18 protein-coding genes are annotated in these 16,754 nt (G+C 71.6%); 6 read left to right on the top strand and 12 right to left on the bottom strand.

The features are described 5' to 3' along the window. The first annotated feature begins 5 nt into the window (after positions 1-5). A complete protein-coding gene (locus tag ACK4K7_RS01840; protein WP_431863438.1) occupies positions 6-1,778 on the top strand; it encodes an AcrB/AcrD/AcrF family protein in 1,773 nt (590 codons plus the stop codon). Between the two features lie 10 nt (positions 1,779-1,788). Here the strand turns inward: ACK4K7_RS01840 and ACK4K7_RS01835 are convergent, their stop codons facing one another. The 7 genes from ACK4K7_RS01835 to ACK4K7_RS01805 all read right to left on the bottom strand — a co-directional run bounded on the left by ACK4K7_RS01835 (position 1,789) and on the right by ACK4K7_RS01805 (position 8,294). Then, a complete protein-coding gene (locus ACK4K7_RS01835; protein WP_431863437.1) occupies positions 1,789-2,412 on the bottom strand; it encodes a MarC family protein in 624 nt (207 codons plus the stop codon). An 87-nt stretch (positions 2,413-2,499) separates the two neighbouring features. Beyond that, positions 2,500-3,372, bottom strand: a complete 873-nt coding sequence (gene folD / locus ACK4K7_RS01830; protein ID WP_431863436.1) for a bifunctional methylenetetrahydrofolate dehydrogenase/methenyltetrahydrofolate cyclohydrolase FolD — start codon at positions 3,370-3,372, stop codon at positions 2,500-2,502. Positions 3,373-3,383: 11 nt separating this feature from the next. Then, a complete protein-coding gene (locus ACK4K7_RS01825) occupies positions 3,384-3,680 on the bottom strand; it encodes a YggT family protein (protein ID WP_431863435.1) in 297 nt (98 codons plus the stop codon). An 87-nt stretch (positions 3,681-3,767) separates the two neighbouring features. After that, entirely contained in the window at positions 3,768-4,790 is a 1,023-nt protein-coding gene (holA, locus tag ACK4K7_RS01820; protein ID WP_431863434.1) for a DNA polymerase III subunit delta, read from the bottom strand. Next, complete coding sequence (gene lptE / locus ACK4K7_RS01815) at positions 4,787-5,314, bottom strand: LPS assembly lipoprotein LptE (RefSeq protein ID WP_431863433.1); 528 nt, start codon at positions 5,312-5,314, stop codon at positions 4,787-4,789. Before lptE ends, holA begins: the two co-directional genes overlap by 4 nt. Further along, the gene (gene leuS / locus ACK4K7_RS01810; RefSeq protein WP_431863432.1) at positions 5,311-7,806 is read right to left on the bottom strand and encodes a leucine--tRNA ligase; all 2,496 of its coding nucleotides are present in this window, start codon (positions 7,804-7,806) and stop codon (positions 5,311-5,313) included. Before leuS ends, lptE begins: the two co-directional genes overlap by 4 nt. 26 nt (positions 7,807-7,832) lie before the next feature. Continuing rightward, positions 7,833-8,294: a DUF3576 domain-containing protein gene (locus ACK4K7_RS01805; RefSeq protein WP_431863431.1), complete on the bottom strand. Its 462-nt coding sequence runs from the start codon at positions 8,292-8,294 to the stop codon at positions 7,833-7,835. A gap of 234 nt (positions 8,295-8,528) precedes the next feature. Here ACK4K7_RS01805 and ACK4K7_RS01800 point away from each other — a divergent pair, with 234 nt between their 5' ends. After that, on the top strand, positions 8,529-9,248 hold the full coding sequence (locus tag ACK4K7_RS01800; RefSeq protein WP_431863430.1) for a hypothetical protein: 720 nt from the start codon (positions 8,529-8,531) through the stop codon (positions 9,246-9,248). Positions 9,249-9,264: 16 nt separating this feature from the next. Here the strand turns inward: ACK4K7_RS01800 and ACK4K7_RS01795 are convergent, their stop codons facing one another. Further along, positions 9,265-9,774, bottom strand: a complete 510-nt coding sequence (locus tag ACK4K7_RS01795) for a thiamine phosphate synthase (RefSeq protein WP_431863429.1) — start codon at positions 9,772-9,774, stop codon at positions 9,265-9,267. Between the two features lie 22 nt (positions 9,775-9,796). Between ACK4K7_RS01795 and ACK4K7_RS01790 the strand changes: the two genes are divergently transcribed. Both ACK4K7_RS01790 and ACK4K7_RS01785 read left to right on the top strand, forming a co-directional pair. Beyond that, positions 9,797-10,456 (top strand): YggS family pyridoxal phosphate-dependent enzyme, encoded by a 660-nt coding sequence (locus ACK4K7_RS01790; RefSeq protein WP_431863428.1) that lies wholly within the window; start codon positions 9,797-9,799, stop codon positions 10,454-10,456. Then, a complete protein-coding gene (locus ACK4K7_RS01785) occupies positions 10,453-11,127 on the top strand; it encodes an HAD family hydrolase (RefSeq protein WP_431863426.1) in 675 nt (224 codons plus the stop codon). The genes ACK4K7_RS01790 and ACK4K7_RS01785 overlap by 4 nt, the downstream gene beginning before the upstream one ends. A gap of 34 nt (positions 11,128-11,161) precedes the next feature. Here ACK4K7_RS01785 and ACK4K7_RS01780 read toward each other — a convergent pair whose 3' ends face one another. From ACK4K7_RS01780 to ACK4K7_RS01770, 3 genes are read right to left on the bottom strand one after another with little or no spacing between them, the layout of a single operon-like run. Then, positions 11,162-11,599, bottom strand: a complete 438-nt coding sequence (locus tag ACK4K7_RS01780; protein WP_431863425.1) for a hypothetical protein — start codon at positions 11,597-11,599, stop codon at positions 11,162-11,164. 60 nt (positions 11,600-11,659) lie between these two features. After that, a complete protein-coding gene (locus ACK4K7_RS01775) occupies positions 11,660-13,369 on the bottom strand; it encodes a M56 family metallopeptidase (protein ID WP_431863424.1) in 1,710 nt (569 codons plus the stop codon). Then, a complete protein-coding gene (locus tag ACK4K7_RS01770) occupies positions 13,366-13,743 on the bottom strand; it encodes a BlaI/MecI/CopY family transcriptional regulator (protein WP_431863423.1) in 378 nt (125 codons plus the stop codon). Before ACK4K7_RS01770 ends, ACK4K7_RS01775 begins: the two co-directional genes overlap by 4 nt. A 186-nt stretch (positions 13,744-13,929) precedes the next feature. Between ACK4K7_RS01770 and ACK4K7_RS01765 the strand changes: the two genes are divergently transcribed. Further along, on the top strand, positions 13,930-15,756 hold the full coding sequence (locus ACK4K7_RS01765; RefSeq protein ID WP_431863422.1) for a DUF885 domain-containing protein: 1,827 nt from the start codon (positions 13,930-13,932) through the stop codon (positions 15,754-15,756). 30 nt (positions 15,757-15,786) lie between these two features. On the opposite strand, the gene ACK4K7_RS01760 is transcribed toward ACK4K7_RS01765, so the two are convergent. After that, on the bottom strand, positions 15,787-16,242 hold the full coding sequence (locus ACK4K7_RS01760; RefSeq protein ID WP_431863421.1) for a hypothetical protein: 456 nt from the start codon (positions 16,240-16,242) through the stop codon (positions 15,787-15,789). Between the two features lie 96 nt (positions 16,243-16,338). On the opposite strand from ACK4K7_RS01760, the gene ACK4K7_RS01755 reads away from it, so the two are divergent. Continuing rightward, entirely contained in the window at positions 16,339-16,746 is a 408-nt protein-coding gene (locus ACK4K7_RS01755) for an RrF2 family transcriptional regulator (protein WP_431863626.1), read from the top strand. The last annotated feature ends 8 nt before the right edge of the window (positions 16,747-16,754 follow it).

The following is a 16,754-nucleotide window of genomic DNA, read 5'->3' as shown; positions in this document are numbered from 1 at the left end:
GGCGGATGGAGGGCGGGGCGATCGACCGCTTCAGCGCGCAGTGGCGCATCTGGGTGGCCCTGTTCTGGCTCGCGACCGCCGCCCTCCTGATCTGGAACGGGTGGAACGGCATCCGCTGGTTCTCGCTCGGCGACACCGACGACAATATGCGGATGATGCAGGTCCGCGCCTGGTTGGATGGCCAGCACTGGTTCGACCTGCGCCAGTACCGGATGGCGCCGCCGACGGGGGCGGACATCCATTGGTCCCGGCTCGTCGACCTGCCGATCGCCGGCATCAAGCTTTTGCTCCAGCCGATGATCGGCGGCGCCCATGCTGAGCGCGCCGCCGTGGCGATCGCGCCGCTGCTGCCGCTGCTGCTCGCTTTCTACGCGGTCGCGCTCGCCGGCCGCCGGCTGGTGTCGCCGCGCGCCTTCGCGCTCGCCGTCGGCCTGTTCGTCTGCGCCCATTCGGCCCGGTCGATGTTCGCGCCGCTCAGGATCGACCATCATGGCTGGCAGCTCGCCTTCCTGGCGCTCGCGCTCGCCGCTTTGGTCGATCCGAAGCGGGCGCGCGGCGGCGCGACGCTCGGCATCGCCACCGCTTTGTCGCTGGTGATCGGCATGGAGATGCTGCCCTATCTGGCGGTCGCGGGCGCGGCGACGGTGCTGATGTGGATCCGCGATCCGGCCGAAGCGCCGCGCCTCGCCACTTATGGCGCGGCGCTGGCCGGGGGCTGCGCGCTCGGCTTTCTGCTGTTCGCATCCTGGGCCAATCGGGGGCCGGTCTGCGACGCGCTGTCGCCGGTATGGCTGTCGGCGATGACCGCCGCCGGCGCGATCGCGGTGGCGCTCGCCTGGGCGAGCCCCGCCCGGCTGCCTTGGCGCCTCGCCGCCGCGGCGGCCGGCGGCGCGCTGCTCGCCGCCGCCTTCGCGCTCCTCTGGCCGGACTGCCTGGGACGGCTGGAGCAGGTGCCGGCCGAGCTCGACCGGCTGTGGCTCAGCAAGGTGCGCGAGGCGCTGCCCATCTACCGCCACCCCTGGCGGGTCGGAGTGGTCACCGCCTCGCTGCCGTTGATCGGCCTGGTGGGCTATGCGGCGATGATCTGGCGCAGCCGGCGCGATCCGGAGCTGATGGTGCGCTGGGCGGCCGCGGGTCTGCTCGGCCTGCTGGCGGCCGCGCTGCTGCTGTGGCAGATCCGCGCGGCTCCGGCGGCGCAGCTGCTGGCGGTGCCCGGCGTCACCGGCCTCGCCTGGCTGCTGATCGGATGGTTCCAGGGCCGCCGCTTCCTGCTGCTGCGCGCCGGCGGGACGGTGGCGGCCTTCGTGCTCGTCTCCGGCCTCGGCACCCATTATCTGACCCGGCTCTTCCCCGAACAGCCGACCGAGTTTCGCGAGCGGGTAAACCTCGCCAATCGCCGCTGCCCGACGCTTCCCGCGCTGCGCCCGATCGCGCAGCAGCCGCCCGGCACCGTCTTCACCTTCGTCGACATGGGTCCGCGGCTGATCACCGTGACGCCGCACAGCGCCATCGCCGGCCCCTATCACCGCAACCATGAAGCCATCATCGACGTGATGCGCGCCTGGCGCGGCGATGCCGGGAATTTCCGCCGCACCGCCGACAAATATGCCGCCGATTACGTGCTGATCTGCCCGGGCATGTCGGAATCGACCATCTACCGGGCCGAGGCGCGCGACGGCTTCTACCGCCGCCTGTCGGACGGGGAGGTGCCGGACTGGCTCGATCCGGTGCAGCTGCCGCCGGACTCGCCCTTCCGGATGTGGCGCATCCGCCGCTGAGCCGGCCGGATCAGCTGCCCAGGGTGGCTTCGATCCCGTCGATCACGAACTGCGCGGCGAGCGCGGCGAGGATGACGCCGAGCAGGCGGGTGATCATCGCCTCCATCCGGTGGCCGAGCACGCGCATGATCGGCCCGGCGAGGAGCAGCGCCACCATCGTGAGGAGCAGGATCGCGCCCAGGGCGGCGAGCACGACCAAGGACTGCGCCATCCCCTCGCCGCGCGCCATCAGCAGCATGATCGACGCGATCGATCCCGGCCCCGCGATCATCGGGATCGCCATCGGGAAGACGGAGACGTCCTCCACCTCCGGATCGGCGCTCACTTCCTGCGCGCGGTTGGAGCGCCGCGCCTGGCGCCGTTCGAACACCATCTCCAGCGCGATGAGGAACAGCATGATGCCGCCGGCGATCCGGAAGGCGTCGAGGCTGATGCCGAGCGTACGCAGCAGATCCTCGCCGAACAGGCCGAAGAATAGCAGGATCGCCGCCGCGATCAGCACCGATCGCACCGCCATCGCCCGCCGCTGCGCCGCCGCCGCGCCCGAGGTCAGGCTGGCGAAGATCGGCGCGCAGCCCGGCGGATCGATCACGACGAAGAAGGTGACGAAGGCGGAGACGAACAATTCGGTCATCCCGCGCGCCTAGGAGGAAGCGGGGTGGATGTCGAGCGTGGGGGCTTTGCGGCTTGTTATGGGGGGAAGAAAGGGGCGGCCTTCGCTTCAAACCCCCTCGGGTGCGGGAAGGCCCAGCCGCGTGGCCCCCGCCACCAGCGTGTTGCGGAGCAGCACCGCGATCGTCATCGGCCCCACCCCGCCCGGCACCGGAGTGATCGCGGAGGCGGTCTCGCACGCGCCGGCGAAATCCACGTCGCCGACCAGCTTGCCGTCCACCCGGTTGATGCCGACGTCGATCACCACCGCGCCCGGCCTCAGCCAGTCGCCCTTCACCATTTCCGGCCGGCCGACCGCGGCGACCACGATGTCGGCGCGGCGGACCACGGCGGGAAGGTCGCGGGTGCGGCTGTGGGCGATGGTGACGGTGGCGTTCTCGCCGAGCAGGAGCTGGGCCATCGGCTTGCCGACAATGTTCGACCGGCCGATCACCACCGCCTCCAGCCCGGACAGGTCGCCGAGCCGGTCCTTCAGCAGCATCAGGCAGCCGAGCGGGGTGCAGGGCACCAGCGCCTCTTCACCCACCGCCAGCCGGCCGGCATTGGCGACGTGGAAGCCGTCGACATCCTTGGCGGGATCGATCGCGGCGATCACCGCCTTGTCGTCGATGGCGGCGGGAAGCGGCAGCTGGACGAGGATGCCGTCCACCCGCGGGTCGCGGTTCAGCGCCTCGACCAGCGCGATCAGCTCCGCCTCGCTCACCGTGTCGGGCAGGCGGTGCTCGAAGCTTTCCATCCCGGCGGCGCGGGTCGCCTTGCCCTTGGAGCGGACATAGACCTGGCTGGCCGGATCCTCGCCGACCAGCACCACCGCCAGGCCCGGCGGGCGACCGGCGGCCGCCGCGAAGGCGGGCACCGCCTCCGCCACCCGCGCGCGCAGCCGTTCGGCGAAGGCCTTGCCGTCGATGATGTCGGCGCCCATCGGCTCCTCCGTCAGTAGCCGGCGATGCTCTGGGCGATGCTCGGGATGATCGGATCGCGGATGATCCAGATGATGATCAGCAGGACCAGCGGCGAGAAGTCGATGCCGCCGAAATCGGGCAGGATCTTGCGGATCGGCCGGTAGAGCGGCTCGGTCAGCCGGTCGAGCGCGTAGAGCAGGTTGCGCACGAAATCGCTGTGGGTGTTGATCACGTTGAAGGCGACCAGCCAGCTGAGGATCGCCTGGATGATGATGATCCAGCTGGCGAGCCAGAGCAGCCTGTCGAGGATGAGAAGGAGGATGGTCATGGTCTCTCCGGACGTGGTCGCGCTTCCGCCATGTAGCGACCGCTCCGGGCAGGGGCAACCGCGGGCGGCCCGCGGGCGCGGCGCGGATCAGCGCAGCCGCTGCGCCTGGCGGCAGATGGCGAACAGCTCCTCGTCCACCGCGACGGCGCCGAGGCCGCCGGAGGCCTTCACCTGCCGCTCGGCGTCCAGCAGCCGGCTGATGCCGCGCGCGATCGTCGGCGCGCGCCAGCGGCCGAGCTGCGCCGCCACCGCGTCCTTCTCCTTCCAGAAGATCGCCTTGCCGGCCGACGCCATGACGGCGGCGGGATTGCTCCCCGCTTCCACCTCGGCGCGCAGCCGGGCGAGCAGGAACATCCGGCGCAGCACGGCGCGGATCAGCGGGATGCCCTCGATCCCCTCGCTGCGCAGCCGCGTCAGCTCCGCCTCCAGCGCGGCCGGGTCGCCGCTGCCGACGCTTTCGACCAGCCGGCTGAGATCGCCTTCCTCCGCGGTGGCGCCGACGGCGTCGACGACGTCATGGTCGATCTCCTTCGCGGCGCCGGGCTGGGCATCGACATAGAGCGCATATTTGGCGAGCTCGAGCTCGATCACCGCCCGGTTGCCGCCGCAGCCCTCCGCGATGCGCCGGGCGAGGTCGGGGCGCAGCAGCAGCCCGTGGCCGCGCGCCATCTCGATCACCAGCCGGTCGGCGTCCCGCCCTTCGGGGGCGTAGCTCGCGAAGGCGAGCGCGGACGGGGCGGCCAGCGCCAGCTTCAGCAGCCGCGAGGCGGGCTTCAGCGCGCCGGCGACCAGCGCCACCGGATTGCCCGCGCTCGGCGCCTCTATCAGCGCTTCCACCGCCGCCGTCGATTCGTCCCCGGCCGGATCGACCAGGATGTAGCGCGCGCCGCCGAACAGCGAGATGGAAGCGGCCTCGTCGGCCAGGCGCGCGGGATCGTTCTTGAGATCGGCGCCGCTGAGGTCGATCCGCTCCGCCTCCGGCCCCAAAGCGGCGCCGATCGCGCGGGCGAGCGCCCGGCTGCCGGCTTCGTCCGGGCCGTGGAACAGGAAGAAACGCGTCTCCGCCGGCGCCTTCAGCGCGCGGTCGATCTGGCCGCGATTGGCCTTCACCGCGCCGGCCCGGTGCGCGCATGGTAGAGCGCGACCCGGGAGACGATCTGGTCGGCGATGTCGCGCGCCAGCCGCTCGAGCGCGGTCTGCTCGGCGGCGACGGTCGCATATTCGGATCCGACCACGTCGATCCCGGCGTCCGACCCGGCGGTGGCGTCGAGCAGCACGGTGCCGACGGCGGCGTCGACCAGCCGGTAGCGGGCGCGCAGGGTGCGCCGCTCGCGCGTCACCGCATTGTCGATGCGGATGCCATAGCCTTCGATCCGGTCGTCGAGCTCGACCTCCAGCCGGTAGCGCGGGGCGCCGCCATTGCCGTTGCCGAGCCGGTCCTCCAGCGCGGTGCGGACCAGCCACCCCGCGCGGCCCGGCATCGGCGCGATCTCCACCGCCTCCAGCGCCCGCGCCACATGCCCCGCCCCGCCCCCGGCATAAAGCGGACGGAGCGTGCAGCCGGACAGAGCGAGGGCCGCGATGAGGAGCAGCGCAACCGGCCCCCATCGGGAAGGAGCGCCCGGCCTCCTCATGCCACCACGTTCACCAGCCGGTCCGGCACCACGATCACCTTGCGCGGGGGATGGCCGTCCAGGAGGCGCGCCACTTTGTCGGAGGCGAGCGCCATCCGCTCCAGTTCCTCGCGCGGCGCGCCCTTGGCGGCGGTCAGCGTGTCGCGCAGCTTGCCGTTCACCTGCACCGCGATCGTCACTTCGTCCTCGACCAGCAGCGCCGGATCGGCGTCCGGCCAAGCGGCGTCGGCGACGAGTCCCTCCGCCCCGAAAGCGCGCCACGCCTCTTCGGCGACATGCGGCACCATCGGCGCGACCAGCCGGACGAGCGTGCGCACCGCCTCCGCCCGGGTGGCGGACGGCGCCGCTTTCTCGATCGCGTTGGCGAGCTCGTAGACATTGGCGACCGCCTTGTTGAAGGCGAGGCTTTCGACATTGTCGCTGACCGCCGCGATGGTCTGGTGAAGCTTGCGGGCCAGCGCGCGGTCCTCGCCCGCGGCGTCGGCGGCGGCGTCCTCGGTCATCCGCCACAGCCGCTGGACGAAGCGCCAGGCGCCCTGGATGCCGCCTTCCGACCATTCGAGGTCGCGTTCGGGCGGGCTGTCGGACAGCATGAACCAGCGCACCGCGTCCGCGCCGTACTGATCGACGATCGGCCCGGGATCGACGGTGTTCTTCTTCGATTTCGACATCTTCTCGATGCGGCCGGTGGTGACCGGGCCGGGATGCGCCGCTGCTTCCTCCGGGGTGAGCCAGCGCCCGTCCGCGTCCTGGAAGGTGGCGTGGGTCACCATGCCCTGGGTGAACAGCCCCCGGAACGGCTCCGCGACGTCGAGCCGCCCGATCCGCTTCAGCGCCCGCGTCCAGAAGCGGGCGTAGAGGAGGTGGAGGATCGCATGCTCCACCCCGCCGATATATTGATCGACCGGCAGCCATTTCTCCGCCGCCGCCTTGTCGAAAGGCGCGTCGGCGGGCTGCGAGGCGAAGCGGATGAAATACCAGGAGGAATCGACGAAGGTGTCGAGCGTGTCGGTCTCGCGCCGCGCGGGGTTGCCGCAGGACGGGCAATCGACATGCTTCCAGCTCGGATGGCGGTCGAGCGGATTGCCCGGCACGTCGAAGCTCACATCCTCCGGCAGCACGACCGGAAGCTGGTCCTTCGGCACCGGCACCGCCCCGCAGGCGTCGCAATGGACGATCGGGATCGGCGTCCCCCAGTAACGCTGGCGCGAGACGCCCCAGTCGCGCAGCCGCCAGACGGTGGTGCCCTCGCCCCAGCCTTCCGCCTCGGCGCGGCGGATCACCTCGGCCTTGGCGGCCTCCACGTCCATGCCGTCGAGGAAGCGGGAATTGACGATCACGCCGCCGCCGCTCTCCGCCTCGCCCGCGACCGGCTTGTCCGCCTCGTCGGCCGAAGCGGCGACGACCCGGCGGATCGGCAGGCCGTATTTGGTCGCGAACTCGAAGTCGCGCTGGTCGTGCGCCGGCACGCCGAAGATGGCGCCGGTGCCGTAATCCATCAGCACGAAATTGGCGATCCACACCGGCAGCTCCCAATCGGGATCGAGCGGGTGGACGACGCGCAGGCCGGTATCGAGCCCCTTCTTCTCCGCCGTCTCCAGCTCGGCCGCGGTGGTGCCGCCCTGCTTGCACTCGGCGATGAAGTCGGCGACCGCATCGTCCTTCTTCGCCAGCGCCAGCGCGATCGGATGATCGGGAGACAATGCGGCGAAGCTCGCGCCGAAGATGGTGTCCGGCCGCGTGGTGAAAACGTCGAAGCTCTCCTGGCCGCCCGCAGGCTCGACGAGGCGGAAGGAGAAGCGCATCCCCCGGCTCTTGCCGATCCAGTTTTCCTGCATGACCCGGACCTTTTCGGGCCATTGGTCGAGCGTGCCGAGCCCGTCGAGCAATTCGTCGGCGAAGTCGGTGATCTTGAGGAACCACTGACTGAGCTTGCGCCGTTCGACCAATGCGCCCGAGCGCCAGCCGCGGCCGTCGATCACCTGCTCGTTGGCGAGCACGGTCATGTCGACCGGGTCCCAGTTGACCTCGCTCTGCTTGCGGTAGACGAGCCCGGCTTCGTAGAGATCGAGGAACAGCGCCTGTTCCTGCCCGTAATAAGTCGGGTCGCAGGTCGCGAGCTCGCGGCTCCAGTCGAGCGCGAAGCCGAGCCGCTTCAGCTGGGCCCGCATCGCCGCGATGTTGGACCAGGTCCATTCGCCGGGATGGACCTTCTTCTCCATCGCCGCATTCTCGGCCGGCATGCCGAACGCGTCCCAGCCCATCGGGTGGAGGACGTTGAAGCCCTTCATCCGCCGGTAGCGGGCGAGCACGTCCCCCATCGTATAGTTGCGGACGTGCCCCATATGGATGCGCCCCGACGGGTAGGGGAACATCTCGAGCACATAGGCGCGCGGGCGATCGTCCTCCTCGGAGGCGTGGAACGTCCCCGCCTCTTCCCAGGTCTTCTGCCAGTGCGCATCGGCCTTGAGCGGATTGAAGCGCGATGCCATCGCTGATGAACTGCCCTGGCCGGAGGTCAGACGCGCGCGGCGCGCGACAGGTCGCGGGCGCGGGTGAGGATGATCTCCTCCAGCCGCTGCACGGTGGCGGCGGCGACCGGCGCCTCGACCCACTGACCGTTCTGGTTCACCTGCCGCTGGGCGAGGACGCGCAGGCCGTCGGCGCGCAGCTCGGTGTGGAGGATCTGGGCGGTGACGCGCATCCGTTCATTCTGGTTGCCTTGCGGCGCGTACCATCCGGTCTGGATCGCGCGGTTGCCGGGCTCGGCCTGCTCGATCGGCGCGAAGGCGAGCGTGTCGAGCGCGGCCCGCCACAGGAACGGGTTGACCCCGGCCTGGGTGAGCGCGGTCGCGGCCGCCGCGCTGGGCGGCCCCTCACCGCGGCCCAGCGTCTTGTTGATGTCGTCGCGGATGAACTGGCACGCGCTCAGCGACGTGGCCGCGGCCACCGCGAGGGCGAGGGGGAAAAGGCGAAGCATCGGGTACATTCCTCGGCAACCATGAAGCTGGCCCGCCGTTATAGAAGGCACCGCGCACTCGGCAAGGAATCTCTCCTCGGCCGGCGGCGCGGCGGGTCGCGTCTTCATCCGCCGTCAACCCATGCTGTGGAAAAGGCGCAACATGTCCAGGCGATTCGCCCCGCTCAGGTCCGGCTCCGCTAGGCAAGCCTTGAGAGTCGCTCTACCTATGGGCGGCAAGGGAGACAGAGAGTCGTGAGGAAGTCAGGGGGTATCGCCGCCGCAGCCGGAGCGTCGCTCGTCGCGCTCGCGCTGGTGCTCGCCCCCGCCGACGCGACCACGTCCGCGGCCAAGGCCAAGGCGCGCCCGGGCCTTTCGCTCAGCGCCGGCTCCTTCACCCCCGCCGTCGCCGATGCGCGTCTCGCCGCCGAACTGCAGCGCCGCGGCGTCCAGTCCGGCAGCTTCCGCTTCACCCCGTCCGCCGCGGCGGCCGAGCGTTCGCAGCCGGTGCGCGTCGCCGTGCGCGCCCGCGCCGATACGCCGCTGGTCGAGGCGACCCGCACCGCCGAAGCCACGCCGTCCGCGACTCCGGTCACCGCGATCACGCCGACCAGCTACAATCTCGGCGTCGCCGTGGGCTGGCGGCGCTTCTCCGTCACCGGCGACGTGTCGGAGACCGAAGGCGGCGTTCTCCCCGGCCGGCGCGAAAGCGCGCGGCTCGGCATCGGCTATGCCGCCACCCGGCGGATCAGCGGCCGCGTCGCCGTCCAGGCCGAACATGTCGAAGGCGCGCAGCGGATCGTCGCCGACGACACCGCTTATTCGCTCGACGTGGCGGGTTCCTATTCGATCACCCGCAACATCGACGTGACCGGCGGCGTGCGCTACCGGATCGCGCGCGACCGGCTCGAGCCGATCGCCGACGAGCGCCGCGACAGCCAGGCCGTCTATATCGGGACCGCCTTCCGCTTCTGACGCGGTCCGGCGGACGTCACCCGCTCCACGCATCGATCGCCGCCCAGCCATAGGCACCGCCGAGCCGCCGCGCCTTCGCCGCGTCCATCCCGCCCAGCGCGATCACCGGCAGCTTCGTCCGGCGGGCGAGCCGCGCGAATCGGCGTGGGCCGAGCGCGGGCGCGCCCGGATGCGAGCGGGTGGGATAGACCGGCGACAGGAAGACGAGCCGCGCCCCCATCCGCCCGGCGGCGCGCAACTCCCCGAGATCGTGCGCCGAAGCGGTGACGAGGCCGCGCCCGCGCCGGTTGTGGCGGCCGTCGGCGCCGGGCAGCGGCGGGCCGGCGACGACCAGCGTCAGCCCCCGCCGCCGCGCCACCGCCCGCACCCGCGCGAACAAAGCGCGCCGCTCGCCGGGCTCCAGGCCGTAATGGCGGAACACGATCCCGCCGCCGCGCGGCAGCCGTTCCAGCGCGGCCCACAGCCCGTCGCCTTGCCGCTCGTCGGTCATCAGCCAGGTTCGCGGGAGAGGGTGGCGGCGACGCATGCGCCTTCCTATAGCAGCCGCCATGACCGACGCACCCGCCCGCCTCGCGGAGGTAACCAGCCGCATCGCCAAGGCCGCCGCGCTCGCCGGCCGCCGCGACGCCGCGACGCTGATCGCCGTCTCCAAGACCCATGGCGCCGACGCCATCCGCCCGCTGATCGCCGCCGGGCAGCGCGACTTCGGCGAGAATCGGGTGCAGGAGGCGGAGGAAAAGTGGCCGGCGCTGAAGGCGGAACATCCGGGGCTCCGCCTGCACCTCGTCGGGCGGCTGCAATCCAACAAGGCCGAGGACGCGGTCGCCTTGTTCGACGCCGTCCATTCGGTCGACCGTCCTTCGCTGGTCGCCGCCCTCGCCAAAGCGATGGACAAAGCCGGCCGGCGCCCGGACTGCTTCCTCCAGGTCAATATCGGCGACGAGCCGCAGAAAGGCGGCTGCGCCGTCGCCGATCTTCCGGACCTGGTCGAGGTTGCGCGCGGCGCCGGCCTGCCGGTCGCCGGCCTGATGTGCCTGCCCCCCGCCGATGTGGAGCCCGCCCCTTATTTCGCCTTGCTCGCCCGGCTTGCCCGCCGCCACGGCTTGGACGGCCTCAGCATGGGCATGTCGGGCGACTATGAGACCGCAGTGACGATCGGCGCGACCCACGTGCGCGTCGGCACCGCCTTGTTTGGGGAGCGCGGATGAGGTTCGAGGGACTGATCCTCGATTTCGACGGAGTGCTGATCGAGAGCGAATATGTCGGCAACAAGCAGATCGCCGACTATCTGACCGCGCGCGGCCACCCGACCACGCCCGAGGAATCGATGGCGAATTTCATGGGCCTGTCGGGCGACGACTTCCACGGCGCGATCGAGCGCTGGATCGGCCGCGCCTTGCCGGACGATTTCCATGCCGAGCGGGAGGCGGAGGACCGGCGGGTGCTGGAGGAAGGGCTGCAAGCGGTGGCGGGCGCGGTCGCCTTCGTCGCGAGCCTGCCGCCCCACCTGCCCCGCGCCATCGCCTCGTCGAGCTCCACCCGGTGGATTCGCCGCCATCTCGACCATCTCGGCCTGCGCGACCGGTTCGAGCCGCACATCTACAGCGGCAGCGAACATGTCGCCCGCGGCAAGCCCGCGCCCGACCTCTATCTCCACGCCGCCGCCGCGATCGGCGTTCCGATCGACCGGATCGTGATCGTCGAGGATTCGCCGGTGGGCGCGAAGGGCGCGGTCGCCTCGGGCGCCCGCGTGATCGGCCTCGTCGCCGGCAACCACTGCCTGGACGGCCACGGCGACCGCCTCGCGGCCCTCGGCGTCCACCACGTCGCGGAAAGCTTCGACGAAGTCGCCCGCCTGCTCTTCACCTCACAAAATTAGGGACTGTCCCTACTTTTCCGGGGTCGGCGGGGCTTCAGCCGCGGCCTTTGGCTCCGCCGCCGCCGCTCCTGCCGCCTGGGCGGCCGCCGGGGCGGGGCGGGCGTCCGCCGCCGCCTGGTCCGTCGCGGCGTCCGCCGGGGCCGTCGCGGCGGGGCGGGGCCGGTCCGCGGCGCGGGCGGTCCTCGTCGCCGGGCCGGCGCGGGGGCGTGCCGTGGCGCTGCGGCGCCTCGCGGCCGGGCGACACCGAATAGCCTTCCTTCAAGAGCCGGGTGAAGGCGCCCCGGACGCTCGCCGCGATCGCCGCCTGCAGCTCGGGCGGAAGATCGGCCAGCGTCGTGTTGGCGTGAATCGCGTTGAGATCGCGCAGCAAGGTGTTCGGCAGGCCTTTGGACGCGGCCTTCAGCGCCACGATCGAATCGATCACGGCGGCGAACAGGATGTCCTGCATCACGTCGGTGGCGGATTTGGTCATGCGTCCCTGTAGACCAGGGCGAACCGCTTTGTCGCGGTCAGACTTCGCGGGGACGCGGGCTCAGTTGCCGCCGCCGCGCGACACCGCGCCGCCGCCCTGGACCGAGCTCATCACCTGCGGATCGCCCCAATAGCTGATCTCGCCGCCGCCGTTGATGCTCGCCATCAGCGCGTCCTCGGCCCGGGTCATGATGACGCCGCCGCCGAGCACCGCCGCCGCCACCCGCCGCGCCCTCAGGCCGCGCAGGTCGACGGTGCCGCCGCCTTCGATGGCGACCGCCAGCGCGCCCTGCGCCGGAAAGCCGCTTTCGGCGACGATCATCCCGCCGCCCTTCACGGCGACGGCGTCGAGCGCGGGGGTGACGATCTCGACCCGCAGGCCCTGCGCGCCGCACGGCGCCGTGCAGGGGGAGATGGCGAGCCGCCCCCCGTTCACCGCGATGTTCGCCGCCGACGCGTCCGCGCCGATCAGCCGGACGCTCTGCGCGGCCCCGTGGCGGATGACGACATGGCCGCCGCCGACGAGATCGAGGCCGGAAAAGCGCGGCAGCTCCAGATAGGCGCCGCTCGCCCCCCGCGGCGCGGGCGCGGGGGACGCCTCGGCCGCCACCGCTGAAGCGGGCACGGGGAGCGCCGCCTCGGCGGCCGGCGCGGGCGCCTGCGCGGGCACCGGCGCCGTCGCGGACACGGATGGCGAAGCCGTCGGCGCGCTCGCGGGCATCGCCGCCGCCACGGGCGCGACGGCCGCTTCCGGCAACGCCGCGACCGGGGTCAGGGCCGCCAGCGGCGCGGCGACCAGCACCGCGCCGGCCGCGCAGGCCGACGACCAGGCGATGCGGGCGGGACGGCGGTTGAGCCCGCTGTCGAGCACCCGCGCCACCCGCCGCTTCAGCGAACCGCGGCCGGGCGCCACGCCGTTGGCGGCGAGCAGCAGGCCGTTGCTTTCGTGCCGCGCCGCGCCGACCAGCAAGGCGGCATAATCGGTGTCGCACACGTCGCTCGACAGGACGGCGTCGTCCGCCGCCTCCTCGCGCAACTGGTGGCACTGGCGGGCGAGCAGCCAGACGAGCGGATTGAACCAGAACAAGGCGACCGCGGCGCGGGCGAGCAGCAGCTTCGCCCAGTCGAGCCGCGCGACATGGGCGAGTTCGTGCGCGATGATCGCTTCCGCCTGGCCGCGCGACCCGACCGCGGCCTCGTTCAGCAGGATGATCGGCCGCAGGATCCCCCAGCTGACCGGCGAGGACAATTCGTCGCTGACCAGCAAGGCGGTGCCGTGCTTGAAGCCCATCCGCCGCTGGGCGCGGGCGAGCGCGGTCAGCCAGTCCTGCTCCACCAGCACCTGCGCCCGCGCCCGCAGCACGTGGAGGCGGACGACGGCGACCAGGGTGACGAGCAGCAGCAGCAAGGCCGGCACCGCCCAGGCGAGGAACGGAAGCGAGGGGCGGGCGATGCCGGCCGCCGCCGGGGGCGGAGCCGCCGAAAGGTCGAAGGTCGGGGCGGGACCGATGCCCGTCCCGGGCGCGGCCGGCGCCGCCATGTCCGCGAGCGGCGCGGCGGCATAAGCGGCGACGGGCGCCGGGGCCGCCACTTCCCAGCGCGGCCCCGCCAGCGCCAGCAGCGGCAGCAGCAGGGTCGCGGCGAGCCCGGCATGGGCGATCCAGGACCGCTCCGCCGCCGACCGGCGCCGCAGCAGATGGAGGAGAAGGAGCGCCAGACCCGCCACCAGGACGGACTTCAGCGCCAAGGCGGCGAGCAGCTCCCAGCTCATTTGCGGCGTCCTTTCCTGGCCTCGGAGATCATCCGTTCGAGCTCGTCGAGATCCTGGTCGTCGAGCTTCTCCGACATGCCGAGCAAGGCGGAGGCGGCGCCCACCGGCGATCCGTTGAAGAAGACGCGGACGAGCTGCGCCAGCGCCGATTGCTTGGCCTTGGATTCCGGCACGGCCGGCGCATAGACGAAGCCGCGCCCGCCATGGCGCCGCCGGACATAGCCCTTGGCCTCGAGCCGGCTCAGCATCGCGCGCACCGCCGATCCGCTGAGCTGGTCGGGCAGGCCCTCGCACAGCTCGGCGACGGTCGATTCGCCGTTCACATAAAGAAGATCCACGATCTGCCGCTCGCGTGGGGGCAATTTGTCGAGCATCGATTCGCCTCCGCTACATTTGCAGCTAACTACATTTGTAGCGAAAGCGCAAGCGTCACCTCCTTCTCCCCTCCCTGCACGCAGGGAGGGGGACAAGACGCACCCACCCCGCAAACGTTGCGGCTCCGGCCCCCAGCCCCTAGGACACTGCCAGCCCCGTTCGAAGACAAGACAAGGATGCCTCGAATGACCCGTATGCTTCTGCTCGCCTCGACCGCCGCGCTCGCGGCCTGCGCCGCGCCGATGGCGGAGGCGCCGCGCGCCGCCGCGCCGGCCGCCGCCGCCGCCACGCCCGCCGAGGCGAACGATCCGCGGCTCGCCGCCTTCTTCGAGGAGTATGACCGCGCCCAACTCGCGCTGTCGCCGCTCGGCAAGGCCTATCGCGGCATCATCGACGCCGATTACGGCCGCTGGGGCGACTTCACCGACGCCGACGCGCAGCGCAGCCAGGCGCTGCAGCAGCAGGCGGCGGCGGACCTTCAGCAACGCTTCGAGCGCGACCGACTCTCGGCCGCCGACCGCCTGTCCTACGATCTGTTCCTGAACCAGGCGCGGCGCAGCGCCGACGCGTTCCAGTATCGCCGCCACGGCTACATCTTCGATCAGATGAACGGCGCCCAGTCGCAGCTGCCCGCCTTCCTGATCAACATCCATCGCGTCACCGATCTCGCCACCGCCGAGGCCTATGTCAGCCGGCTGCAGGGCATGGGCACCGCGCTGGACCAGGCGATGGCGGAGGCCGAGAGCCGCGCCCAGGCCGGCATCCTGCCGCCGCGCTGGGTCTATCCGCTGGTGATCGACGCCTCGCGCAACGTCATCGCCGGCGCGCCGTTCGGCGAAGGGCCGGACGCGCCGCTCTATGCCGATCTCAAGCGCAAGATCGGCGCCGCCGACATTCCGCAGGCCGACAAGGACCGGCTGATCGCCGCCGGCCGCCAGGCGCTGATGACCGGCGTCCGCCCCGCATATCAGCGCCTGATCGCGCTGATGGAGCGCCAGCAGGCGGTCGCTCCCACGGAAGACGGCGTGTGGCGCCATCCCGGCGGCGCGGACTTCTATGCCGAGCGGCTGCGCTTCCACACCACCACCGACATGACCCCCGACCAGGTCCACGATCTCGGCCTTCGCGAGGTCGCGCGCATCCATGGCGAGATGCGCCAGATCATGGCCCGGGTCGGCTTCACCGGCACGCTGCAGGACTTCTTCCAGCACGTCCGCACCGACGACCGCTTCTTCCACGCCAGCCGCGAGGACTATCTCGCCGAGGTGCAGCAGGTGTTCGACCGCGTGACGCCGGTGCTGCCGCGCTTCTTCAACACGCTGCCCCGCGCGCCGCTCGAAGTGCGGCCGGTGGAGCCGTTCCGGGAGCGCACCGCCGGCAAGGCCTTCTACCAGCGCCCCGCCCCGGACGGCTCGCGCCCGGGCGTCTATTACGTCAACCTCTACAATCTGCGCGACATGAGCCGCACCGAGCTCGAGGCGCTCGCCTATCACGAAGGCGTGCCCGGCCATCACCTCCAGCTCGCCGTCCAGACCGAGCTCGGCGACGTGCCGCCCTTCCGCCAGTTCGGCGGCGTCACCGCTTATTCGGAAGGCTGGGGCCTCTATTCGGAGGAGCTCGGCAAGGACATGGGCTTCTACCAGGATCCCTATTCCGATTTCGGCCGGCTCGGCATGGAGCTGTGGCGCGCGGCCCGGCTGGTGACCGACACCGGCATCCACCACAAGCGCTGGTCGGCCGATCAGGCGATGGACTATCTGCGCCAGAACACGCCCAATCCCGAAGGCGACATCGAACGGGCGATCCGCCGCTACGTCGTCTTCCCGGGCCAGGCCAACGCCTATACGATCGGCAAGCTCAAGATCATGGAGCTGCGCGAACGCGCCCGCACCCGGCTCGGCGACCGCTTCGACATTCGCGGCTTCCACGACGCGGTGCTGCTGTCCGGCCCGGTCCCGCTCGACGTGCTCGAAGCCAATGTCGACCAGTGGATCGCCCGCCAGGGCGGTTGAGGCTCGGCTCCTCCCCGAACAGGCGCGCCGTTAATCCTCCCACCCCAGCACGAAGTCGCGCAGCGCGCGGGCGTCGTGGAGGGCGTTGTGCGGGACGGCGCTGTTGCGGGCGGTGCTGAAGCCGGGGCTGGACAGAAATTCGAAGCCGAGGCTGCCCACCGCCACCATCTCGCCCGGCGAGGTGACGAGGAGGTTGCAGAAATAGGCGATGTCCTCCGGCCAGTCGGCGACGATCACCGGCGCGCGGTCCGGCGCCAGATAGCGGGCGAGCGCCATCGCCGCCTCGCCGCGCGTCATCGGCGCCGCCTCGATGCAGGGCGGCACCGTCGCCAGATAGGGCATGACGTTGCGCGCCACCCAGGGATGGAGCGGCGCCTCGGCCGCGAGCACCGCGTAGAATTCCTGGTCGCCATGTTCGGGCACCAGCGCCAGGCTCAGAAGCTCGCCGCCGAAGCCGTTGAATTCGGTGTCGAGGAAATAGCGCATCGGCCGCCCTATAGCGGCTCCCGCCCGCCGCGACAGGCTTGATTTCCGGGCCGCGCGCGACCAGATGCAAATCGGAACGAAACGGTCCGATTGAACATGCGCCTCACCTCCCTCGCCGATTATGCCGTCGTGATGATGGCCGCGGCCGCCCGCCACGGGGCGGAGGCGCGGCTGTCGGCGGCGGCCTTGGCGGCGGAGACCGGGGTGCCGGTCGCGACCGCGCAGAAACTGATGGGCCGGCTCGCCGCCGCCGGCCTGCTGGTGTCGGCGCGCGGCGCGGGCGGCGGTTTCCGGCTGGCGCGGCCGGCGGACGGGATCAGCCTTGCCGACATCGTCGAAGCCGTGGAAGGGCCGATCGCGATGACGAGCTGCGTCGACGAGAAGCGCCACGATTGCGCGCTCGAGGGCAGCTGCGCGATCCGGCCGCACATGTCGGTGGTGAACGGCGCCGTGCGCGGCGCGCTGGCGGGGGTGACCCTCGACAGCCTTGCAGAGGTGAAGTGACGTGAGTG

The sequence above is a fragment of the Allosphingosinicella sp. genome, from assembly GCF_046295735.1.
Lineage (GTDB): Bacteria > Pseudomonadota > Alphaproteobacteria > Sphingomonadales > Sphingomonadaceae > Allosphingosinicella.
This window is presented reverse-complemented; position numbering and strand designations above follow the sequence as displayed.